This is a genomic window from Pseudoduganella namucuonensis (assembly GCF_900116645.1).
In the GTDB taxonomy this organism is placed as follows: domain Bacteria; phylum Pseudomonadota; class Gammaproteobacteria; order Burkholderiales; family Burkholderiaceae_D; genus Rugamonas; species Rugamonas namucuonensis.
This window is the reverse complement of sequence record NZ_FPBO01000042.1, coordinates 1-21190: the sequence shown is the minus strand read 5'-3', so window position 1 is coordinate 21190 and position 21190 is coordinate 1. Positions and strand designations below refer to the sequence as shown.

Here is a 21190-nt window from a genome sequence, read left to right as displayed (position 1 = left end):
GGGCTGCCCGGCTCGTACTGGTCCAGGAACCACAGGCGCTGCTGCGCGAACGACAGCCGCGGCGGCACGCCGGCCGGCGCGGGCGCGATGGGCGCCAGATCGGCGCTCACGCCGCCTTGCAGGGCGCTGTCCACGCGGGCCGCCAGCGCGGCCACGGTGGGCGCCTCGAACAGCGCCCGCACCGGCAGCTCCAGCCCGAACGCGGCGCGCAGCTTGGACAGCACCTGCGTGGCCAGCAGCGAGTGGCCGCCCAGCGCGAAGAAATTGTCGTCCGCGCCGACGCGGTCCAGGCCCAGCGTGTCGGCCCAGATGGCGGCCAGCGCCTGTGCGGTGGCGCCGGCGGGCGCGGTGTAGCCGTCGTCGCCCCGTTTCAGGTCCGGCGCGGGCAGGGCCTTGCGGTCGGTCTTGCCGTTGGGGGTGAGCGGCAGGCGCTCGAGCAGCACATAATGGGCGGGCACCATGTGCTCGGGCAGGCTGGCGGCCAGCCCGGCGCGCAGCGCGGCCGGGTCCAGCGCGGCGCCGTCGCGGGCCACCGCGTAGGCCACCAGGCGCTTGTCGCCGGGGCTGTCCTCGCGGGCCAGCACGGCGGCCTCGCGCACGCCGGGCAGCGCCGTCAGCGCCGCCTCGATCTCGCCCGGCTCGATGCGGAAGCCGCGGATCTTGACCTGCTGGTCGATGCGGCCGAGGAATTCGACCGTGCCGTCGGCGCGCTGGCGCGCCAGGTCGCCGGATTTGTACATGCGCGCGCCGGGCTCGCCGCAGAAGGGATCGGGGATGAACTTCTCGGCCGTCAGTCCGGGGCGTCGCAGGTAGCCGCGGCCCACGCACACGCCGCCGATGTGCAATTCGCCCGGCACGCCGGGCGGCACGGGGTTGAGCCAGGCGTCCAGCACGTAGAAGCGCGTGTTGTCGATCGGCAGGCCGAGCGGCACGTTGTCCTGCGGCTCGCGCGGATCGAACTGGAAGCTGCAGTTGATGTCCGAGGTCTCGGTGGGGCCGTAGGTGTTGTGGAACAGCGGCGGGCGCGCGGTGTGGCGGAAGGCGTCGGCCAGCAGCTGCGAGTTGACCACCTCGCCGCCGATCAGCACCTGGCGCAGCCGCAGCGGGCGCTCCGGCGTCTGGTAGGACAGCAGCGGGTAGAAGGCGCGCGTGGCGCAGTTCAGGATGGTGATGCCTTCCTCCTCGATCTGCCGGAACGCCAGGTCGGGGGCGTAGCCGTCGGCCGGCAGGTGCACTTGCGCGCCCACCGCCAGCATGGCGAAGATGTTCTTCTGGGTCAGGTCGAAGCTGATGGAGGAGAAGATCAGCGCCCGGTCGTCGGCGCTCACTTCGTAGTGGCGTATATACCAGCGCACCAGGTTGTGCAGGCCCTGGTGCTGGATGGTGGCGCCCTTCGGTTTGCCGGTGGAGCCGGACGTGTAGATCACATAGCACAGGTGTTCCGGCCCGCTGATGGGCGCCAGGTCTCCGGCGGAATGGGCCGCGAGCGCGGGCCAGGCGGTGTCCAGGCACAGGGCCGGCGCGTCCACCGGGGGCAGCCGCTCCAGCAGGCGCTCCTGCGTCAGCAGCATCAGCGGGCGGGCGTCCTCCAGCATGTGGCGCAGGCGTTCGGCCGGGTAGCTGGCGTCCAGCGGCACGTAGGCGGCGCCGGATTTGAGGATGCCCAGCAGGCCGACGATCATCTCCAGCGAGCGTTCCACGCACAGGCCCACCAGCGTGTCCGCGCCGGCGCCGGCCTGGCGCAGGTGGCGCGCCAACTGGTTGGCGCGGACGTTGAGCTCCCCGTAGGTCAGTGTTTGTCCGCCGCACACCACGGCCACGCGGCCCGGCGCGCGGCGCGCCTGTTGTTCGAACAACTCGTGCACGGTGTGCGGACCGGGGCCGGATTCCGCGGTGTCGTTCCAGTCGCGCAGCATGCGCCGCGCCTCCGCGCCGTCCAGCAGCGACAGCCGCTCCCAGCGCGCCGCGCCGCCAACGATCTGCCGTCCCACCAGCTCCATGCGCCGCAGCAGGCAGTCGCCGTCCACGCCTTCCCCGGCGTGTTCCAGCAGCAGCCGCGCCTCGTCCGGGCCGATGCGGGCCTGGAAGCGGGGCGCGCCAAGGCCGCCGCCATCCGCGGCCGCCGCCGCGTCCATGCGCAGCGTGGCGGCGATGTCGCCGGCCGGGCCGCCCTCGGCGCAACCCACCAGCAGCGGGCCGTCCGAGGCCACCATGGTGAAGGGCTGGCGGTGACCGCCGTAGCGTCCCAGCAGGAAGCCGCACAGCGCGTCCAGGAAGCGGCCGGCCGGTATGGCCTGCCGTCCGCAATACTCGGCGATCTCCCGCCAGCCGGGGCCGGACAGGGTGTGTTGGTGGACGCTGGCGTTGACGCTGTTGCTCATGTGTGGTTCGCTTGCCGTGATCGTTGATGGGGGACTACAGGAACAGGCGGTGGGCCGGGTTGTCCGTCTCTTCCCAATGGCGGCAGTCGCCGCTGTCGAGGAAGGCCTGGAACGCGGCCTCGTCGCCGGGCGGCACCTGCAGGCCGGCCAGCACCTGGCCGACGTCGCCGCCCTGGTTGCGGTAATGGAACAGGCTGATGTTCCAGTCCGGCGCCATGCGCGTCAGGAAGCGCAGCAGCGCGCCCGGGCGCTCGGGGAACTCGAAGCGGAACAGGCGCTCGCCGCGCGCGGGCGCGCTCTGGCCGCCGGCCAGGTGGCGCAGGTGCAGCTTGGCCAGTTCGTCCTGGCTGAGGTCGCGCGCCTCGTAGCCATGCTCGGCGAAGTGGCGCGCCAGCGCGGCCGCCTCGCCGCCCCGGGCGATCTGCAGTCCGGCCAGCACGTGGGCGCGGCCGCCCTCGCGCATGCGGTAGACGAATTCGGTGACGCTGCGCGCCCCTATCAGTTCGCAGAAGCGGCGCAGGCTGCCCGGCTGCTCCGGAATCGACACCGCCAGCAGCGCCTCGCGCCGCTCGCCCACCTCGGCGCGTTCGGCCACGAAGCGCAGCCGGTCGAAATTCATGTTGGCGCCGCAGGTGACGGCCACCAGGTGCTCGCCCCGCAGCGGGGCGCCGGCTTGCGCGGCGCGCTCCACGTAGGCCTTGGCGCCGGCCACGGCCAGCGCGCCGGCCGGCTCCACGATGGCGCGCGTGTCCTGGAACACGTCCTTGATGGCGGCGCACACCTGGTCGGTGTCCACCGTGATGATCTCGTCGACATACATGCGCGCCAGGCGGAAGGTTTCCTCGCCCACCCGCTTGACGGCGGTGCCGTCGGAGAACAGGCCGACGTCGGGCAGCGTCACGCGCTGGCCGGCCTCGATGCTGCGCTTCATGGCGTCGGAGTCGGCCGCCTGCACGCCGATCACGCGGATTTCGGGCCGCAGCGCCTTGACGTAGGCCGCCACGCCCGCGATCAGGCCGCCGCCGCCGATGGCGCAGAAGATGGCGTGGATGGGGCCCGAATGCTGGCGCAGGATCTCCATGGCGATGGTGCCCTGGCCGGCGATGACGTCCGGATCGTCGAAGGGATGGACGAAGGTCAGCCCCTGCGCGCGCTCCAGCTCCAGCGCGTGGGCGTAGGCGTCGCTGAAGGAGTCGCCGTGCAGCACCACCTCGGCGCCGCGCCCGCGCACGCCGTCCACCTTGACCGGCGGCGTGGTGGTCGGCATCACCACCACGGCGCGGCAGCCCAGCTTCGCGGCGCACAGCGCCACGCCCTGCGCGTGGTTGCCGGCCGAGGCGCAGATGACGCCCTGGTCCAGCTGCGCGCGCGTGAGGCCGGACATCTTGTTGTAGGCCCCGCGCAGCTTGAAGCTGAACACGCTTTGCGTGTCCTCGCGCTTCAGGTGCAGCGTGTTGCCCAGGCGTTCGGACAGCGCGGGCGCGGGCGCCAGCTCGGTTTCCACCGCCACGTCGTAGACGCGGGCGGTGAGGATGCGTTTCAGGTAGTCGAATGCGGTCTGGTCCATGTGCTCGGCTCCTGGTTCAGAAACTGTGGTCGATGTGGCGCGCGGCCATGGCGCGCCAGACGCTGATCAGGCCCTCCGACAGCAGGCTGGTGTCGCGCGTGCTGTAAACGCGCTTGAGCCAGCGCCGGCCCTCGACGGCGCCGCGGCCGTGCACGCAGCGGTAGTTGTTGAACAACAGCAGGTCGCCCGGCTCCAGCACCAGGTCCAGCGCCACCGCGTCGGCGGCGCGCTTCCAGGCGTCCACCGCCTCCTGGGCCGCCGCGTGCGCGCCCTCGGCGTAGATGCCGCAGCGGGTCTCGTCGCGGCCGTCCACCTCCTTGAGCAGCGCGGTCGTCACCGACAGCGTGTAGCCGTTGACCTCGAAGGACTGGTCGTGGCGGAGCCGGAAGTCGGGCTGGCGCAGCGCCAGCACGTGGCGCGCCGACAGCTGGCGCTTGACCAGTTCCACGGTGGCGATGCGGGTCGGGGTGGCGGTTTCGTTGTTCAGGCAGATCAGCGCGCCCACCTCGGGCCGCGCGGCGCGCGGCAGGAAGGGACTCTCCACGTGCATGTGGAAGGCCACGCGGCCGGCGTTGGACTGGCTGTCCTCGGCGCCGGCGATCGGGTGCACGTCCTGCAGGATGGCGCCGTTCTTTTCCTCGTGGTAGCCGAAGTTGGTCAGCCCCAGCGCGGCCGTCACGCCCAGCAGCAGGCCGGAAGCCAGCGGCGCCGGGCCCACGGTCCATTGCTGCGCCAGCGCGTCCACCGGCAGGTTGCGCAGCAGGCAGAAGGGGATGTCGCCGCCGGACAGGGTGGCGCCGATCCGCTCCAGCGGCAGCGCCGAGGCCTCGACCGCCTCGCGGCAGGCGCCGCGCGCGGGCGCCGCGCCGCCGGCGGCCGCCGCCCGCAGGCGCGCGCGCAGCGCGTCGCGCTCGGCGCCGTCCAGGGTGTGGACCAGCCCCAGGCCCTGGCGCGGGGCGGCAGTGTTCTGTTGTTCGGAAATCGTCATGGTGGGCTCCGCGGGTGTGGTGTGGGGGGGGCCGCGCCGGCGCGCGCTGGGCGCGGCCGGCGCGGCCGGTGGGTGCTACCGTCGTGGGTGGCGCCTCAGCCCAGCGCGCGCGCGTCGTGCAGCGGGCCGTAGCAGCGGTTCTCCCAGCGGTTGATCTCGATCACCCAGATGTCGCGGTAGCCCGGCTTGCCGTCGCGTGACTCGATGTTGGTGGCGTAGTGCACGAAACGCTCGTCGTCGATCACCACCGCCTCGTTCTCGGCCAGCGTGTGGTAGAACAGCGGCGTGTGGTCGTGCGGCAGCATGATCTGCGTTTCGCCGCCGACCACGTTGGCGCGCTTCGCCACGCCCACCACGCTGAACTCGTGGCCGTCGCGGTGCGGGCCCTCGGGCACGGTTACGCCCTTGAACTCGTCGTCGACGATGACGCGGATCTGGTTGACGTTGATGTGGTACTGCCGCGCGCGGTCGACCGGCATCTGCTCCAGCACCGAGGTGATCAGCTCGGACGGGTCGATTTCCAGCTGCTCGCGGTGGCGCGCCACGCCGCCCGCCTCGGCCAGGCGGATGTACTCGGCCGACTGCACGTAGCGGCGGCGCGGCAGCAGCGCGTAGATCCACTGGCCCTGCTCGCAATAGGCGAGGTACTGCGACAGGCGGATGCGGCGGTGGCGCGACTTGCTGTGCTCGTCGCGCGGCATGTTGTTGAAGGAGTCGAGCACCGCGTCGGACAGCGGCGCGGTGCGGATGACGGCGTAGCCGGTCTGGCCGAATTCGGCGACGGCGGCGGCGGCCGGGGCAGGGTCGAGAACGATCATGTCATTGCCTCACTAAGTGGAATGGGTCAGTTGGGGGCCAGGTCGAAGGTGGCGACCTCGTAGGGCGCGACCGCCTCGATCAGCTTGCGCGTGATGCCGCGGTACATGTCGCAGGCGGACGGCTCGACCGAGGCGACGTCGCCGAATTTCTTCTCCAGCGGTCCCAGGCACAGGCCGGCGCAGAAGCCCTCGATCTCGCAGCCGCCGCAGAAGGCCGGGTTCTGGCGGCGCAGGCTGGCGTGCTGGCGGTAGATCTCGGTGGCCAGCAGTTCCGGTCCCTGCAGCACGTTGCCGTACAGGCCGGAGCCGGCCTTGCAGGAGAACACGGAGCCGTTCGGCTCGATGCTCAGCTGCGCACCCTTGGCCGAGCAGTTCTTGAAGCCGCGGTGGCTGACCGCGTCGAAGCCCAGCAGCACCTGGAAGATCTGGTGCCAGTAGCCGGTCAGCACCACGCCGCGGCCGCGGCCGTATTCGATCACGCCCCACAGCTTTTCGACGATGGCGGGCGCGCCGAACTTGGAGTAGAAGGTCGGGTCGAAATCGACCACCACGCCGATCTCGCGCGAGCCGTACTCGTAGGCCAGGTCGACGATGGAGTTGTCGAACTCGTCCCAGGTGTCCGAGGTGAGGGCGGCGTTGATGGCCACGCGGTTCTGGTGCTTCTGCAGCATGCGCAGGCCCTCCATCACCACAGGCGCGCTGTCGCCGCCGTTCTTCAGCGGACGGCTGGTGCTCTTCGGAGAGTCGAAGCTGACGCACACGGCCACCTTGTTGCGGGCGAAGGTCTCGGCCACTTCCTCCGAGATCAGCGAGCCGTTGGTGACGGTGGAGTAGTTGATGACGATGCCGTGCGCGGCGCCGTTGCCGTAGGTGTCCAGCACCGCCTTGATGGCCTTCCAGTTCAGCAGCGGCTCGCCGCCGAAGAACTGCAGCATCACCTCGGTCACGCCGGTGCTCTTGGCGATCTCCAGCGCCTTGTCGACGTAGGCGACGGCGTCCTTGGGCTTCATCAGGCGGTTCTTCGGGTCGTACTGGTGCGCGATGCGCTCCTCGGACGCGTAGATCGATTCATTGATGTTGACCTTGATCTCGTTGGGCGAGGCCAGCCGGCTGATGTCGATTTTCTTGTACTGCTCAACCACGTCCTCGCGCGGCAATTCCACGCCCTGCACGCCCTCGAAGCAATACGTGCAACCGAAATTGCAGGCATTGGTGAGGATCAGCTGGATAATATTGACCTTGTTCTGCGGCACCGGCGCGTATTCGGGACCGGCGTCCATGCGCTCCACCGGAACCAGCAGCTGCCGTAATACCAGTTGCTGTATCAGTTCCTCGCGGCGGGAAATATCCTCGCCCTCCAGGACGTGCGCGGCGATCTCGGTGGCCCGGGAAAACTGGCCCAGGATGCCGTTCGCTTCGCCATCGAGAAAACACAGGCCGCCCAATTGGCGGTGATATATGGCGACCCGGTCGCCCACCGGGAAATTAATGGCGTCTGGCGACAGAATGTATTTCTGAGCGTTCATTTAAAGGCTTTCGTCGGCGTTCGGTTCGTTCAATTGTCAGGATCCGGATGGGCCGCCGCGGCGGCCCAAATCAATCGCGCTGACGAATTACTTGCTCAGGCAGTGCTTCAGCATCTTGGAACCATGGATACGGCCGCTGGTGCCGCCGACCGTGCCGCCGACGGTGCCGCCGACCGTGCCACCGACGGTCCCGCCAACCGTGCCGCCCACGGTGCCGCCGACCGTGCCACCAACGGTGCCGCCCACCGTACCGCCTACCGTGCCGCCGATGGTTTGAATATTCAGTTTATTCACTTGATTACCTTTAATTAAGATTAAAAACCGCCGCCGGCTTATGCCGTTGGCTTCCATCCAGCCCGGAATTCCTTTAACGGGCTGGCGAAAAAATGACGTAGGGGCGCCTCCGGGGTAAAAACCGGTATGACAAATCCACAGCCGGCGGCAATCGCCGCGACACGTTTTTTTCCGCCAGGCCGCTACGGGCTTGTGTTTTATTTCAAAGGGTATGACTCAATGCGAGCGCCATGCGCGGGCCTGGAACCACGGCGCGCGGACGGCGTTGAATATTGTCGGTGGAATTTCGACGGTGGCGGGAAAAGGTATTTCCCAGATAAACTCCCAATACGATAGTTAATGGGAGAAACGCGGCGTTGTGTTGTTCGCTTTATTTTTTGATAATAATGACAGTGTGAATATTTTTTGTCAACATTTCGTCCAGATTAAATACTCTAAAACCACTTGCGGATAATACGGATAGCTTTTCGCGAACGCGGCGGCGGCGCTGACGGGCGGGACACCGGCGCGGCGGCGCGCCGCCGCCGGCCCGGAACGCCGCCGCCGCTGTATAATTTCGCCCGTACAAGCGCGCGCGCCAGCCGACTCCCTTTAGAAGAAAACACCATGACCGTCCCCGACTTCCTCATCCAGCCCTCCACCAACCCCCTGAGCGACGCCGAGCGCGAGAAGCTGCTGGCCAGCCCGGGCTTCGGCCGCTACTTCACCGACCACATGGTCACCATCGCCTACAAGGACGGCGCCTGGCAGCGCGGTGAAGTGAAGCCCTACGGCCCGCTGTCGCTGGCGCCTTCGGCGTCCACGCTGCACTACGGCCAGTCCATTTTCGAGGGCTTCAAGGCCTTCACCCAGCCCGACGGCAGCATCGGCATGTTCCGTCCCGACGCCAACGCCGAGCGCTTCAACCGCAGCGCCGCGCGCCTGGCCATGCCGGCCATCCCGCCCGAGCTGTTCCTGAAGGCGGCCGATGAACTGGTGCGCATCGACCAGGCCTGGGTGCCGAAGAACGTGGGCGAGAGCCTGTACATGCGTCCACTGATGATCGCCACCGACCCGTTCCTGGGCGTGCGTCCGTCGCTGGAATACCTGTTCGTGCTGATCGCCTCGCCCGCCGGCGCCTACTTCCCGCAGGGTGTGAAGCCGGTGACCGTGTGGATCAGCGAGGACTACGTGCGCGCGGCGCCGGGCGGCACGGGCGAAGCCAAGTGCGCCGGCAACTACGCGGCCAGCCTGCTGGCCCAGGCCCAGGCGCTGGACAAGGGCTGCGACCAGGTGGTGTGGCTGGACGCCGTGCACCGCGAGTACATCGAGGAAATGGGCGGCATGAACCTGTTCTTCGTCTACAAGGAAGACGGCCAGACCGTGGTGGCCACGCCCGAGCTGACCGGCACCCTGCTGCCGGGCATCACCCGCCAAAGCCTGCTGGAACTGGGCAAGCAGCTGGGCTTCATCACCCGCGAGCAAAAGCTCACGGTGCGGAACTGGCGCGACGACATCGCCAGCGGCCGCATGACCGAGGTGTTCGCCTGCGGCACGGCCGCCGTCATCACGCCGGTGGGCAAGGTGAAGGCGCACGGCTTCGAGTTCGCCATCAACAACGGCGAGAACGGTCCCGTGACGATGGCGCTGCGCGAAGCGCTGCTGGCCATCCAGCACGGCACCGCGCCGGACACGCGCGGCTGGATGCACAAGATCTGACCGGCCGGGTGACTCATAAGGCTGGTCTTATGAATGGGAAGGAATAAGTAATTTTTCTTTTCCACGTGATGGTTTTATATTTTGAGTTGTGCAAACGCCACCTCAAGGAATAGGACCATGACGATCAACGCGATTCTGCTGAACCTGGACGAGATCTTGTTCGACACGCCGTCGCTGCACATGGCGGCGTGCCGGGCCGCGATGGAAGACGCCGGCGTGCCGCTGCGCTGGAGCATGCCCGAACTGAAGCAGGTGGCCTCCACGGTGGGCTGGTCCCGCGTGCTGGACGTGGCGCTGCCGCGGGAGGCCCAGTCGGGCAAGCGCGCGCGTTCCATCGACCTGAACGCCGCCCGCCACCGCCATTTCCACGACGCCCTCGCGGTGCGCAAGCCGGACGTCAATCCGCGCGGCATGCAGCTGATCTCCGACGCGCTGGAGGCGGGCTGCAAGCTGGCCGTCATCAGCGACCTGCCGGCCGCCACCTGCGCCGCGCTGCTGCACCACACCTTCGGCAATGAGGTGAACAGCAAGTTCTCGGTGGTGGCCTCGCGCCACGATTCCGTGGACGACGACGGCCACCGCGCGCCGCACGCCATGGCCCTGCGCGCGATGGGCGTGGAACCCTACGAGACCGTCATGATCGACACCGCCGAGCCGCACCTGGCCGCCGCCCGCAAGGCCGGCCTGCGCACCGTGAAATTCAAGACGCCCTACATCCTGAGCTGGAAGGCGCTGCCGTCCATGGCGGTGCATCCGGACTGAGTCCGCGCTTCCACGGCTCCCGGGCCGCGCCCGCCGCTTTTCGCGGCCGGCGCGGCTTTTTATTTTCCGTCAAGCCCGTTCGTCAAACTTTTATGCTGCATGGCACACAAATTGCACACCCCGAGTGCGTGGATGTGACAAATATAGAAGCCTTTCCCTAGGCGCCGGTGGCAAGGCCTGAAGGATGTTCTCCAAATTCGTGCACGGTTGTGAGATTCCCCGCCCGGATTTGGTGCATTAAGGAAATAAAGATGGGACATGGAATGATGGGGATGCCAGTAATGGATAAATGCGCGCGGCAAGGCGATGCGGCGATGACGGTGACCACGCTGGGCGAGCGGCAGCCGCCGGCCAGCGAGGCGGGCGACATGTGGCGCATCATGCGCGAACAGGCGCTGCGCTCGAACGCGGTGGACGAGGCCGCGGGCCTGGGCCGCTGGTGGTTCGAGCACACGCACGCGCGGCTGTACCTGTCGACGGTGGCGGCCTCGCTGCTGGGCATCGCGGCGGGCGCCTCGCACAGCGTGGCGGCCACGCTGGAGCACGTGGTGCCGCACGACGCCGAGCGGGTGCTGGCCGCCTTCGGCGCCATCAACGCCGAGCGCGCCGACGTGGCCTGCGAGTTCCGCGTCAGCGAGCCGGGGCAGGGCATACGCTGGCTGAGGCTGCGCTCGGTGGCCTCCGAGGGCGCGTGCATCGTCACCGGCATGGTCACCGACATCACGGCCGCCAAGCAGGCCGCCATGCGCGAGCGCTTCAGCTTCGCGTTCACCCAATACCTGATCGGCACCGACACCTTCGACGCCGCCATCAACAAGATCATCCAGCTGGTGTGCGATGAACTGGGCTGGGACTGGGGCGCCTTCTGGGCGCTGGAGGAGCACGACGACCGCGCCGACATCCTGCGCTGCCGCCACGTGTGGCACGCGCCGGACCGCGACTACACGCAGCTGCGCGCCGTCACCACCGCCACGGCGGTGGACACCCGCCACGGCCTGCTGGGGCAGGTGTGGAACGGCCAGGCGCAGTGGGTGGACGTGCGCCAGGCCGGCGAGGACGCGCCGCGCCTGAGCAGCGCGGCGCGCTGCGGCCTGCAGTCCGGCTACTTCTTCCCGGTCACCTACACGGCGGCCGACGGCCGCCTGCACAGCGCCGGCATCCTGGAATTCTTCAGCTCCGAGCCGCGCCAGCGCGAGGCCCAGCTGCCCGGGCTGGCCGAATCGATCAGCGCGCTGATCGCGCAGACCGCGCAGCGCATGGCGCAGCAGGAACGCATGCGCGTGCTGGCGCAGACCGACGAGATGACGGGGCTGGTGAACCGCGCCCACTTCCACTACTTGCTGGACCGCGCCTGCGAGGAAAGCCCGGCCGGTGGCTCCTTCGGCGTGCTGTACATCGACCTGGACCAGTTCAAGCCCATCAACGACGCCTTCGGCCACGCGGCGGGCAACGTGGTGCTGTGCGAGTTCGCCAACCGCCTGCGGGCGCTGGCGCCGGAGGGCGCCGTGGTGGCGCGCCTGGGCGGCGACGAGTTCGCGATGATGACGCAGCAGGGCGCCAGCGCGGCGCAGATCGAGACGCTGGCCGAGCAGGTGGGACAGTGCGCGCGCGAGCGCTTCGCCTATCTGTGCCACGAGCTGTCGGTGTCGGCCAGCATCGGCATCAGCCAGTATCCGCTGCACGGCCGGAGCACCGCGCAATTGCTGCACGCGGCCGACGCCGCCATGTACCTGAGCAAGCGCAACGGCCGCAACCGCGTCAGCCATTACAGCGGCGACCAGGGCGCGCAGCAGGACGTGCTGGCGCGCCAGCTGATCCTGCTGTCGGAACTGCACGACGCCTACGCGCGCAACGAGTTCTTCCTCGAGTACCAGCCCATCATGGACGCGCACGGCGAGGCGCTGACGGCGGTGGAGGCCCTGATCCGCTGGCGCAAGGCCGACGGCACCGTGGTGCCGCCGGACCAGTTCATCCCCATCGCCGAGCAAAGCCGGTTGATCGTGCACCTGGGCCGCTGGGTGCTGCAGCAGGTCTGCCGCGACCTGCCGCGCATGCAGGCGGCGGGCATGGGCAAGGTGCGGGTGCACATCAACATGGCGGCGCCCGAGTTCCTGGACGGCGAATTGCCGGCGGAGCTGATCGCCATCGTGCGCGCGGCGCGCGTCGACCCGGGCTGTTTGCAACTGGAGCTGACCGAGAGCGTGGTGATGACGCGCATCGAGAAGTCGCTGCCCATCATGCGCAAGCTGGCGCAGCTGGGCTTCGAGATCAGCCTGGACGATTTCGGCATGGGCTATTCCTCGCTGTCGATGCTGAAGACGCTGCCCATCGCGTCGCTGAAGATAGACCGCCTGTTCCTGGAGGGAGTGCCGCACAACCGCGACGACTGCGCCATCGTGCGCACCATGCTGGACCTGGGCCGCAACATGAAGCTGCGGGTGATCGCCGAGGGCGTGGAGACCGACGCGCAACTGGGCTATCTGCGCCAGTTCGGCTGCACGCTGGTGCAGGGCTACCTGCTGGGGCGGCCCATGGGGCTGGCCGCGCTGATCTCCCGCCACGGCGCCGCCGCGCCGGCCAAGGATGCCTAGCAACGATTTCTAGTCAAAAGCAAAGTGGACTTGTCATGAACGCCATCGTAGATGTCCCCGCCGCGAACTACCTGCCCTACATGCCGGACGTGGGCAAATGCCAGCGCTCCCTGCATGAACTGAACCTCATGTGGCGCATCATCGAGGCCTCGGCCAAGATGAACTGCCCGGTCGAGGCCAAGACCATACTGCCCACCATGGCCGCCACCCGCGCCGGCTTCAGCCAGCTGGAGGACGAACTGGTGGCCAGCCTGGTGCGCGAGAAGGTGCGCCACGTGCGCGGCGAGATCGCCACCAAGGCCCAGTACGTGATCGAGATCGTGGTGCGCAACCTGTACGAGCGCACCGCCGACGTGGGCTTCCTGGCCACCGACCGCGAACTGTGCGCCTTCGTGGCCGGCCTGGACGACGACGTGGAGGCGATGCGGCTGCGGCTGCGGGCCTACCGCGCCAAGTACACCGTGTACGACGAGATCATCCTGCTCGACCTGGCCGGCAACGTGCTGGTGCAGATCGACGAGGCCTCGCCGCTGGAGGGCAGCCTGGACCCGCTGATCGCCGAGACGCTGGCGGCGGAGGGCTATGTGGAGACCTTCCGCGCCACCGACCTGCGGCCGTCCAAGCGCGAGGCGCTGATCTACTCGCGCCGCGTGTGCCATCCGGACACCGGCGCCGTGGTGGGCGTGCTGTGCCTGTGCTTCCATTTCGAGGAGGAGATGGCGCGCATCTTCCAGACCCACCGCGACGATTCCGAGCGCACCAACATGCTGCTGCTGGACGCGGACAACCGCGTGATCGCCAGCGCCGATCCGCTGTGGATACCGCTGGGGGCGAAAGTGCCGGTCAACCACGCGGACGCGCCCAGCCTGATGATGTTCGCCGGCCGCGAATACATGGTGAGCACCTATGGGTCGCCGGGCTACCAGGGCTATCCCGGCCCGGCCGGCTGGCAGGGCCAGGTCATGATTCCGCTGGACGTGGCCTTCGCCGAGCTGGCCAGCACCGCGCTGCAGGAGCTCGATCCCGGCTTCGCCGAGGGCCTGCTGTCCCACGCGCGCACCTTCTGCCCGCCGCTGTTCGACATCATGAACGCGGCCGACATGATACGTCGCGTGGTATGGAACGGGCAGGTGATGACGGCCGGGCGCGATGGCGACCTGTCGCGCCTGCGGACCATTCTGGAGCAGATCAGCGAGACCGGCGTGCGCAGCAACGAACTGTTCGCCCACTCCATCCGCGAGCTGTTCGCCACCGTGCTGGCCTCCGGCCTGCGCGATTCCGAGTTCGTGTCGCACCTGCTGGTGGACCTGTTCGACCGCAACCTGTACGAGCGCGCCAACGACTGCCGCTGGTGGGCGCTGTCGCCCGAGCTGCGCGCGCTGCTGGCCGGCGGCCTGCCGGACCGCGCCGAGCGCATGGGGCGCATCCTGGAATACATCAACGGCCTGTACACGGTTTACACCTCGCTGGTGGTGTACGACCGCGACGGCGCGATCATCGCCGGCACCGGGGACTACGGCCTGGGCGCCATCTCCATCGACGCGCAGTCGCTGGAAAAGGTGCTCGCCCTGCGCACCGAGCAGGATTACCACGTGACGCCGTTCGCGCCGTCGCCGCTGTACGGCGGCCGCCCCACCTATGTCTACCACGCGGCCATCCGCGCGCCGGGCGAGGGGGGCGCCGTCATCGGCGGCATCGGCATCGTGTTCGACGCGGAGAAGGAATTCGACGCGATGCTGCGCGGCGCGCTGGCCGGCAACAAGGCGGTGCACGCCTTTTTCGTCGACCGCGAGGGCGCCATCATCGCCAGCAGCGATCCGGCGCGCGCCATCGGCACCCGGCTGGACGCCGCGCGCGCCATGGCCTCGCTGGGGAACGGGGACAGCGCCTCGCGCTTCCTGGAGCACGACGAGCACTACGCCATCATGGGTTGCACGGCTTCCCACGGCTACCGCGAGTTCAAGGTCAGCGACGGCTACAAGGCCGACGTGATCGGCGTGGTGATCGAATCGTTCGGCGAGCTGCGCGACGCCAACGCCGCCGGCGGCAAGACGGTGGCGGCCATCGAGAGCGACCCGCACAACGCCTCCGGCGTGGAATTCGCCACCTTCTTCGTCGACGGCTCGCTGTTCGCCATCGCCGCCGAGCATGTGTGCGAAGCCTTCCCGGCGTCCATGGTCACCTCGGTGTCGATGGGCGGCTGCGTGGAGCAGGTCGGCATCCTGGCGCTGGACGCGCCATCGATAGGCGAGGGCGGGCGCTGCATCTGGGTGTTCGACCTGGGCGTGTTCGTGTCCGGCCAGGAGACGCTGGCCGACCACAACGCGCAGGTCATCGTGGTCAAGCATGGCGGCCGCACCATCGGCCTGCTGGTGAGCGAGCTGCACGGCGTGGCCAAGTTCGACACGGCGCAGCTGATTTCCACGCCGCTGGCCGGCCAGCGCGAGGGCATGCTGATCAAGCAGGTCATCAAGGCCAACGAGGGGGCGGTGCTGATCCAGGTGGTGGACGCCGGCTTCCTGTTCGACATGCTGCGCAACCCCGAGGGACCGGAGGCGGAACGGGAGCTCGACGCGGCGGCCAAGTGAGGCTTGTGCTACCATAGCGGCCCTGCAGCCCACCTAGTGTGGGCTGTTTTGATTTTGTCCGCCCCATGCTCAGCCAAATATCCTCCCCGCGCGCCAACCTGCTGGCCGGCCTCACCACCTCCTTCGCCCTGGTCCCCGAATGCATCGCGTTCGCGCTGGTGGCGGGGCTCAATCCCCTGATGGGCCTGTACGGCGCCTTCTTCATCTGCACCATCGCCGCCCTGTTCGGCGGCCGTCCCGGCATGATCTCCGGCGCGGCCGGCTCGATGGCGGTGGTGATCGTGGCGCTGGTGGCCCGGCACGGCGCGCAGTACCTGCTGGCCACCGTGGTGCTGGGCGGCCTGCTGATGCTGCTGTTCGGTCTGCTGCGGCTGGGGAAGCTGATCCGCATGGTGCCGCATCCCGTGATGCTGGGCTTCGTCAACGGCCTGGCGATCATCATCGCGATGGCGCAGTTCGAGCATTTCCGCGACGGCGGCGCCGGGCATGGCGGCTGGCTGCGGGGAACGCCGCTGCTGGTGATGGCCGGCCTGGTCGGCCTGACCATGCTGATGGTGTACCTGCTGCCGCGCGTAAGCAAGGCGGCGCCGCCCGCGCTGGTGGCGATCCTGGGCGTGGGCCTGCTGAGCCACTTCCTGCAGCTGCCCACCCGCACGCTGGGAGACATGGCCCACATCGCCGGTGGCCTGCCGCGATTCCACCTGCCCGCCGTGCCGTTGACGATGGAAACCCTGCGCGTCATCCTGCCGTACGCGGTGCTGATGTCCGTGGTCGGCTTGCTGGAGACGCTGCTGACCCTCAACCTCACCGACGACATCACTGGCACGCGCGGCCAAGCGGACCGCGAATGCGTGGCGCTAGGCGCGGCCAACGTGGCCTCCGGCCTGTTCGGCGGCATGGGCGGCTGCGCGATGATAGGGCAGACCATGATCAACCTGGGCTCCGGCGGCCGTTCGCGCCTGTCAGGCGCGACGGCGGGCGTGATGATCCTGCTGTTCATCCTGTTCCTGTCGCCGTGGATAGAGCGTATCCCGCTGGCCGCGCTGGTGGGCGTGATGTTCGTGGTGGCGCGGCAGACCTTCGCCTGGGGCTCGCTGCGGGTGCTGGGCAAGGTGCCGCGCCAGGACGCGCTGGTGATCGTGGCGGTCACCGGCATCACCGTGGCGACGGACCTGGCCACGGCCGTCCTGTGCGGCATCGTGATCGCGGCGCTGAGCTTCGCCTGGCAGCACGCGCGCGACATCCACGCCGACGTCGACGACGGCATGGAAGGCTTGGAGGGCGTCCGCACCTACACCCCGCACGGCACGCTGTTCTTCGCCTCGGCCACGCATTTCCAGGAGCTCTTCAAGCCCGCCGACGATCCCGCGCGCGTGGTGGTGGACTGCCGCCACCTGCGCCTGGCGGACCATTCCGCCATCGCCGCGCTGGAGGCGCTGGAGGGGCGCTACGCCAGGGCCGGCAAGTCGCTGCGGCTGGCGCATCTGTCCGGGCGGTGCCGCGGGCTGCTGGAGCGCGCCGCATCGACTAGAATGCTGTCCACGCAGCCATCACAGGAGACAGCATCATGATGAACACGATTTTTTCAGTCCCGGTATTCGACGCCACCGTGATCTACGAGGGCAACGAGCTATTCAAGGGGCAGGGCGCGGCGCGCATGTGGGCCGACAAGCTGGCCAAGGAGATCGAGACCGAGGTCGGCGTGCGCAAGATCGGCACCGGCTGGGTTCTGTTCGGCCAGCTCGACGGCGCCGAGGTGATCTGGGGCATCCACGGCCAGCGCCTGAAGCGCATCGAGTCCTGAGACCCGCGCCGGCCGGGGGATGATCACTTCCCGGTCCCGGTCCCGGTCCCGGTCCCGGTCCCGCTAGCGGGGGAGCGTTCGCCGGTGTGGCGCAGCACGGCCGCCAGCAGGTCCTCCCATTCGACCGGCTTGGAGACGAAGGCGTTCATTCCGGCGGCCTGGCATTCGGCCTGCTCGTCCAGCGTCACCCCGGCGCTCATGGCGAGGATGGGCAGCGGCAGCCCCAGTTCCCGGATCAGGCGCGTGGCCTCGAATCCGTCCATCACCGGCATCTGCACATCCATCAGCACCAGGTCGATGGCGGCGCCGTTGGAACGCAGGTACTCGACCGCTTCCTCGCCGTTGGACGCGATCTCCACCGCGGCGCCCGCGCCCTCCAGCATGCTGAGCGCCACCAGCTGGTTCAGCGGATTGTCCTCGGCCAGCAGCAGGCGCAGGCCGGCCAGGGGCGTGTCCGCCGAACCCTCGCCGGCGGCGTCGGCCCCGTCGTCGGGCGGCGAGGCCGCGACGGCGGCCGAGGCGGCGGCCATCGCGCTGTACAGCGCCGAGCGCGTGAGCGGCTGCGCCAGCACGGCGTCGGCCGCGTGCGCCTCCGCCGGATGGCCAGGCTGGAACACGCGCGAGACGCGCACCCTGAGCGGACCGTTCCCGGCCAGCCGCGACGGGCCCGCGCTCGTGCGCAGGGTGGCCACCAGCGGCGCGAATTCCGCCGTGAACACAATCATGTCGAAGGCGGGGCCGCCGGCGTCAACCTCCTCCAGCAGCGGTCCGGCGGCGCCGGGCGTGGCCGCCGCCTGGAACCCGAGGTCCCAGCGCGCGGCGAGCTCGCGCATGCCGTCGCGCCGCCGCGCGTCCGTGTCCAGGTACAGCATGCGCAAGCCGCGCAGCGCCGCGGGCAGCGCGTACTTGTCGGCCAGCGCGCCCTCCAGCAGCGGCAGCGACAGCGTGAAGGTGCTGCCCGCGCCCGGCGCGCTGCGCACGCCGATGTCGCCGCCCATCATCTTGGCGAAGCTCTTGGAAATGGTCAGTCCCAGGCCGGTGCCGCCGAACTTGCGCGCCATCGAGGCGTCGGCCTGCTGGAAGGGGATGAACAGGCGCTCGATCTGTTCCGGCGCCATGCCGATGCCGGTGTCGCTGACCTCGCAGCGCAGCCAGGAGCGGCCGCCGGCGTCCGTTTCGGTGTGGATGCGCAGGCCCACGCTGCCTTGTTCGGAGAATTTGATGGCGTTGCTGGCCAGGTTGATCAGGATTTGCTGCAGGCGCTGGGCGTCCCCGCGCAGGCTGGCCGGCACGTCGGCGTCGACATGGATGGAAACGGCCAGCGCCTTCTCTCCGGCGTTCACCGCCATCACCGATGCGACGGCGTCGATCACGTCGTCCAGGTAAAAATCCTCGATCATCACTTCCAGTTTGTTGGCCTCGATTTTGGAGAAGTCTAGCACGTCGTTGAGCACGGCGAGTAGCGACTTGCCAGCCACCGAAATCATTTGCACGAACTGGCTTTGCTCGCCGGTGAGCGGGGTCTTGCCCAGCAACTGCGTGAGGCCCAGCACCGCGTTCATCGGCGTGCGCAGTTCGTGGCTCATGTTGGCGACGAAGGCGCTCTTGGCGGCGCTGGCCGCCTCGGCCTGGATCCTGGCGTCGTCCAGCTCCTTGGCGGCCGCCAGTTCATGCGTCACGTCGCGCACGATCATGGCGTAGCCTATGCAGGCCCCGTCCCTGCCGCGGGCCGGGAAGATCTGGGTCAGCGCGGTGAAGCGGCCGCCGTCCTGCCGCACGCGCTCCGAGGTCTCCTCGTACTGGCCCTGGCGCAGCGCCACCTCCAGGCCGGAGCCGGGCCGCGGCGCGTCGGCCGCGGCGCCGTGCAGCAGCGCCACCGGTTGGCCTATGGCCCGCTCCGGCGGATAGCCGAACAGCTTGACGGCGCCGTCGTTCCAGGTGGTGATCGCGCCGTCCGGGTCGAGCAGCACGATGGCGTGGTTGCGGATGTTCGCAGTGAGCAGCTTGAAGCGCGCCTCCGACTGTTCCAGGCTGGCGGCCGAGCGCACCACGTCCACCTGCGCCTGGTGGCGCGCGCGCACCAGGCTGCGGCTGACGGCGTAGAACAGCATGCTGATCATGGTGCCCAGCACCAGCACGATATAGGACTTGGCCTGGTCCACCGAGGCGTCGAACAGCGCCGTCGGCGTGATCCTCAGCGCCCACAGCTTGCCGTTCTCGCCGACCGCGACGTGGGCCGTGCTGGCCATGGCCAGGTAGCTGGGCGCGTCGCCCGCGACCCGGCTGTCGTACATCGGGGCGCCGTTGGGCGAGCCGTCGAGGATCTCCAGCCGCAGTTCGCGCAGGCTGGCGCCGAACACGCCCTCCATCATGTCGCGCATGCGGAACGGACTGTAGACGAAACCGGTGGGATGGAACATGGGGCCGGCGGTGGTGTCGGTCGGGTAGACCGGGTTGTACATCAGGAAGCCGGTCTGCTTGTCGCGCGTGGTCTCCTGCACCAGCGTGACCGGTCCGGAGGCCGTCAGCCGGCCGTTCTGGATGGCGGCCGCCAGGGCGCGCCGGCGCACGGGTTCGGACATCATGTCGAAGCCGATGGCGGCGATGTTGCGGGGATTGACCGGTTCGAGGTAGGTCACCGGCACGTACAGCTCGCGCTCGCCCTTGGGCCAGATCCTGAGGCCGAGCTGGCCGTACTCGCGCCACCAAGCCTGTTCGCCGATCACGGCGGGCGACCGCACGTAGCGCGCGTAGCCCAGCCCCAGCACGCCCGGGTAGTTGCGCCGCAGGTCCAGCGCGTCGACGAAGCGGCGCCACTCGTCGCGGTCCACCTCGCTCGAGGCGTCGAACAGCGCGGCGCCCGAGCGCAGCAGCGTTTCATAGGAGGTGATGCGCGCGGCCAGTTTCTCGCGCACCGCCTCGGCGGCGTTGCCGAAGCGTTCGCGCGTGCGGCGTTCCGTGTCCGCGTTCACGAAGGCCCATGCCAGCACGGTCAGCCCCAGGCAGATGCACAGCGCGAGCACCGGCGTCCAGGAGGGGCGGGGACGCTCGGGGAGGACGGCGGCGCCGTCGCGGGGCGCGTCGGCGCCCAGCACCATGGCCACCAGCGCCACGATGGCGAGGAAGGTGCACAGCGACACCAGGGAGTGGTGCAGCACGCCGGAGACGAAGGCGCCATGGCCGGTGGCGGTGGCCGGCACGGCGATGCCGCAGATCAGGGCCAGCACCAGCTGGACGGCGGCCCGGCCATGCCGCACGGCGGCCCAGACCACCGGCAGCAGCAAGGCGTAGGGCATGGGCGGCGGCACCCGCCAGGTGTCCGGCGGCGTCAGGAACAGCAGCGAGGCGGCGGCGACGGTGGCGGCGGCCAGCGGCAGCGCGCCCTTCAGGTCCGCGATGGCGCGCCTGGCGTGCGCGCGGCCGCGCGGGAGGGCCAGCAGCAGCGGGGTGATGATCAGCATGCCGAGGAAGTCGCCCACCCACCAGGTGCCGGCCACGTGGGGCAGCAGTTCCGGCCGCACGATGCGCGAGGCCCACAGCGTGCACGAACCGGCGGCCGCCGCCAGCGCGGCGGCCAGCGCGATGATGGCGCCGTAGCGGTAGACATCCTGGTGGGTCTCGAGCCGGGCGCCGGCCACGCCGGCGCGGCCCAGCAGCCACGCGCCGGCGACGCCCTCCAGCGCGTTGCCGGCGGCGATGGCGATGGAGGCGGCCGCGATGACGGCGGCGCCCGCGACCTGGTTGTTGGCGAACACCGCCAGGTTGGCCAGGAAGGCGCCGGCCAGCACCGCCGGCCACATGCGCCGTCCGTGGCGCAGCATGATGGCCAGCGCGAAGCCCGAGGGCGGCCACACGGGACTGGCGTTGCTGCTCTCCAGCGCGAGCAGCAGGCCGAGGCGGGCAAGGCAGTAGTAGATGGCGGCGCACAGCAGCAGGCCCGCCACGAAAGGCAGCTTGCGTTCCGGGGTCCCCTGGGTGTGCGCGTCCATGAGCTACATCATAACCCGGCTCACACCCATAACATGAGCGTGTTGGCGGTGGCCTGTAGCGCCGGCACACAGCGCGCGCTCGCCTCCGCCTTCGACGAACTGGCTATCATCATGGAGACGCTGAGGGCGCCGATCAGGTGGCCGCGCCGGCTCTTGACCGCCACCGAGATGCCGCGCAGGCCGA

General features: G+C 69.3%; 13 protein-coding genes. 6 read left to right on the top strand and 7 right to left on the bottom strand.

Annotated elements, in window-relative coordinates; all coding sequences use genetic code 11:
- The 6 genes from BM436_RS30375 to BM436_RS37325 all read right to left on the bottom strand — a co-directional run.
- A partial coding sequence (locus BM436_RS30375) for a non-ribosomal peptide synthetase (RefSeq protein WP_177307640.1) occupies nucleotides 1–2381 on the bottom strand: 2381 nt, incomplete at its 3' end.
- A gap of 34 nt (nucleotides 2382–2415) precedes the next feature.
- A complete protein-coding gene (ilvA, locus tag BM436_RS30370; RefSeq protein WP_093559863.1) occupies nucleotides 2416–3948 on the bottom strand; it encodes a threonine ammonia-lyase, biosynthetic in 1533 nt (510 codons plus the stop codon).
- A gap of 16 nt (nucleotides 3949–3964) precedes the next feature.
- Nucleotides 3965–4936, bottom strand: coding sequence for a TauD/TfdA family dioxygenase (locus BM436_RS30365; RefSeq protein ID WP_093559861.1), 972 nt, complete (start codon nucleotides 4934–4936; stop codon nucleotides 3965–3967).
- 95 nt (nucleotides 4937–5031) lie between these two features.
- Nucleotides 5032–5754 (bottom strand): 2OG-Fe dioxygenase family protein, encoded by a 723-nt coding sequence (locus tag BM436_RS30360; RefSeq protein ID WP_093559859.1) that lies wholly within the window; start codon nucleotides 5752–5754, stop codon nucleotides 5032–5034.
- A 26-nt stretch (nucleotides 5755–5780) separates the two neighbouring features.
- On the bottom strand, nucleotides 5781–7280 hold the full coding sequence (locus tag BM436_RS30355; RefSeq protein WP_093559857.1) for a radical SAM/SPASM domain-containing protein: 1500 nt from the start codon (nucleotides 7278–7280) through the stop codon (nucleotides 5781–5783).
- An 87-nt stretch (nucleotides 7281–7367) separates the two neighbouring features.
- On the bottom strand, nucleotides 7368–7631 hold the full coding sequence (locus BM436_RS37325) for a hypothetical protein (RefSeq protein WP_177307638.1): 264 nt from the start codon (nucleotides 7629–7631) through the stop codon (nucleotides 7368–7370).
- Between the two features lie 549 nt (nucleotides 7632–8180).
- Between BM436_RS37325 and BM436_RS30345 the strand changes: the two genes are divergently transcribed.
- The 6 genes from BM436_RS30345 to BM436_RS30320 all read left to right on the top strand — a co-directional run bounded on the left by BM436_RS30345 (nucleotide 8181) and on the right by BM436_RS30320 (nucleotide 17017).
- Nucleotides 8181–9272 (top strand): branched-chain amino acid aminotransferase, encoded by a 1092-nt coding sequence (locus tag BM436_RS30345; RefSeq protein ID WP_093559853.1) that lies wholly within the window; start codon nucleotides 8181–8183, stop codon nucleotides 9270–9272.
- A 117-nt stretch (nucleotides 9273–9389) separates the two neighbouring features.
- Nucleotides 9390–10034, top strand: coding sequence for an HAD family hydrolase (locus tag BM436_RS30340; protein ID WP_093559851.1), 645 nt, complete (start codon nucleotides 9390–9392; stop codon nucleotides 10032–10034).
- 281 nt (nucleotides 10035–10315) lie between these two features.
- Complete coding sequence (locus BM436_RS30335; protein ID WP_177307636.1) at nucleotides 10316–12625, top strand: putative bifunctional diguanylate cyclase/phosphodiesterase; 2310 nt, start codon at nucleotides 10316–10318, stop codon at nucleotides 12623–12625.
- Nucleotides 12626–12660: 35 nt separating this feature from the next.
- Nucleotides 12661–15213 (top strand): chemotaxis protein CheW, encoded by a 2553-nt coding sequence (locus tag BM436_RS30330; protein WP_093559847.1) that lies wholly within the window; start codon nucleotides 12661–12663, stop codon nucleotides 15211–15213.
- A 65-nt stretch (nucleotides 15214–15278) separates the two neighbouring features.
- Nucleotides 15279–16784, top strand: coding sequence for a SulP family inorganic anion transporter (locus BM436_RS30325; RefSeq protein WP_093559845.1), 1506 nt, complete (start codon nucleotides 15279–15281; stop codon nucleotides 16782–16784).
- Nucleotides 16781–17017, top strand: a complete 237-nt coding sequence (locus tag BM436_RS30320) for a hypothetical protein (RefSeq protein WP_229490877.1) — start codon at nucleotides 16781–16783, stop codon at nucleotides 17015–17017. Before BM436_RS30325 ends, BM436_RS30320 begins: the two co-directional genes overlap by 4 nt.
- Nucleotides 17018–17040: 23 nt before the next feature.
- On the opposite strand, the gene BM436_RS30315 is transcribed toward BM436_RS30320, so the two are convergent.
- Nucleotides 17041–21006, bottom strand: coding sequence for a CHASE domain-containing protein (locus BM436_RS30315; protein ID WP_093559843.1), 3966 nt, complete (start codon nucleotides 21004–21006; stop codon nucleotides 17041–17043).
- Nucleotides 21007–21190 lie beyond the last annotated feature (184 nt).

What these genes read in the sequence shown, in the direction of transcription:
- ilvA (WP_093559863.1), bottom strand. Translation starts at nt 3,948, where the DNA reads ATGGACCAGACCGCATTCGACTACCTGAAACGCATCCTCACCGCCCGC.
- BM436_RS30365 (WP_093559861.1), bottom strand. Translation starts at nt 4,936, where the DNA reads ATGACGATTTCCGAACAACAGAACACTGCCGCCCCGCGCCAGGGCCTG.
- BM436_RS30360 (WP_093559859.1), bottom strand. Translation starts at nt 5,754, where the DNA reads ATGATCGTTCTCGACCCTGCCCCGGCCGCCGCCGCCGTCGCCGAATTC.
- BM436_RS30355 (WP_093559857.1), bottom strand. Translation starts at nt 7,280, where the DNA reads ATGAACGCTCAGAAATACATTCTGTCGCCAGACGCCATTAATTTCCCG.
- BM436_RS37325 (WP_177307638.1), bottom strand. Translation starts at nt 7,631, where the DNA reads ATGGAAGCCAACGGCATAAGCCGGCGGCGGTTTTTAATCTTAATTAAA.
- BM436_RS30345 (WP_093559853.1), top strand. Translation starts at nt 8,181, where the DNA reads ATGACCGTCCCCGACTTCCTCATCCAGCCCTCCACCAACCCCCTGAGC.
- BM436_RS30340 (WP_093559851.1), top strand. Translation starts at nt 9,390, where the DNA reads ATGACGATCAACGCGATTCTGCTGAACCTGGACGAGATCTTGTTCGAC.
- BM436_RS30335 (WP_177307636.1), top strand. Translation starts at nt 10,316, where the DNA reads ATGGATAAATGCGCGCGGCAAGGCGATGCGGCGATGACGGTGACCACG.
- BM436_RS30330 (WP_093559847.1), top strand. Translation starts at nt 12,661, where the DNA reads ATGAACGCCATCGTAGATGTCCCCGCCGCGAACTACCTGCCCTACATG.
- BM436_RS30325 (WP_093559845.1), top strand. Translation starts at nt 15,279, where the DNA reads ATGCTCAGCCAAATATCCTCCCCGCGCGCCAACCTGCTGGCCGGCCTC.
- BM436_RS30320 (WP_229490877.1), top strand. Translation starts at nt 16,781, where the DNA reads ATGATGAACACGATTTTTTCAGTCCCGGTATTCGACGCCACCGTGATC.
- BM436_RS30315 (WP_093559843.1), bottom strand. Translation starts at nt 21,006, where the DNA reads ATGGACGCGCACACCCAGGGGACCCCGGAACGCAAGCTGCCTTTCGTG.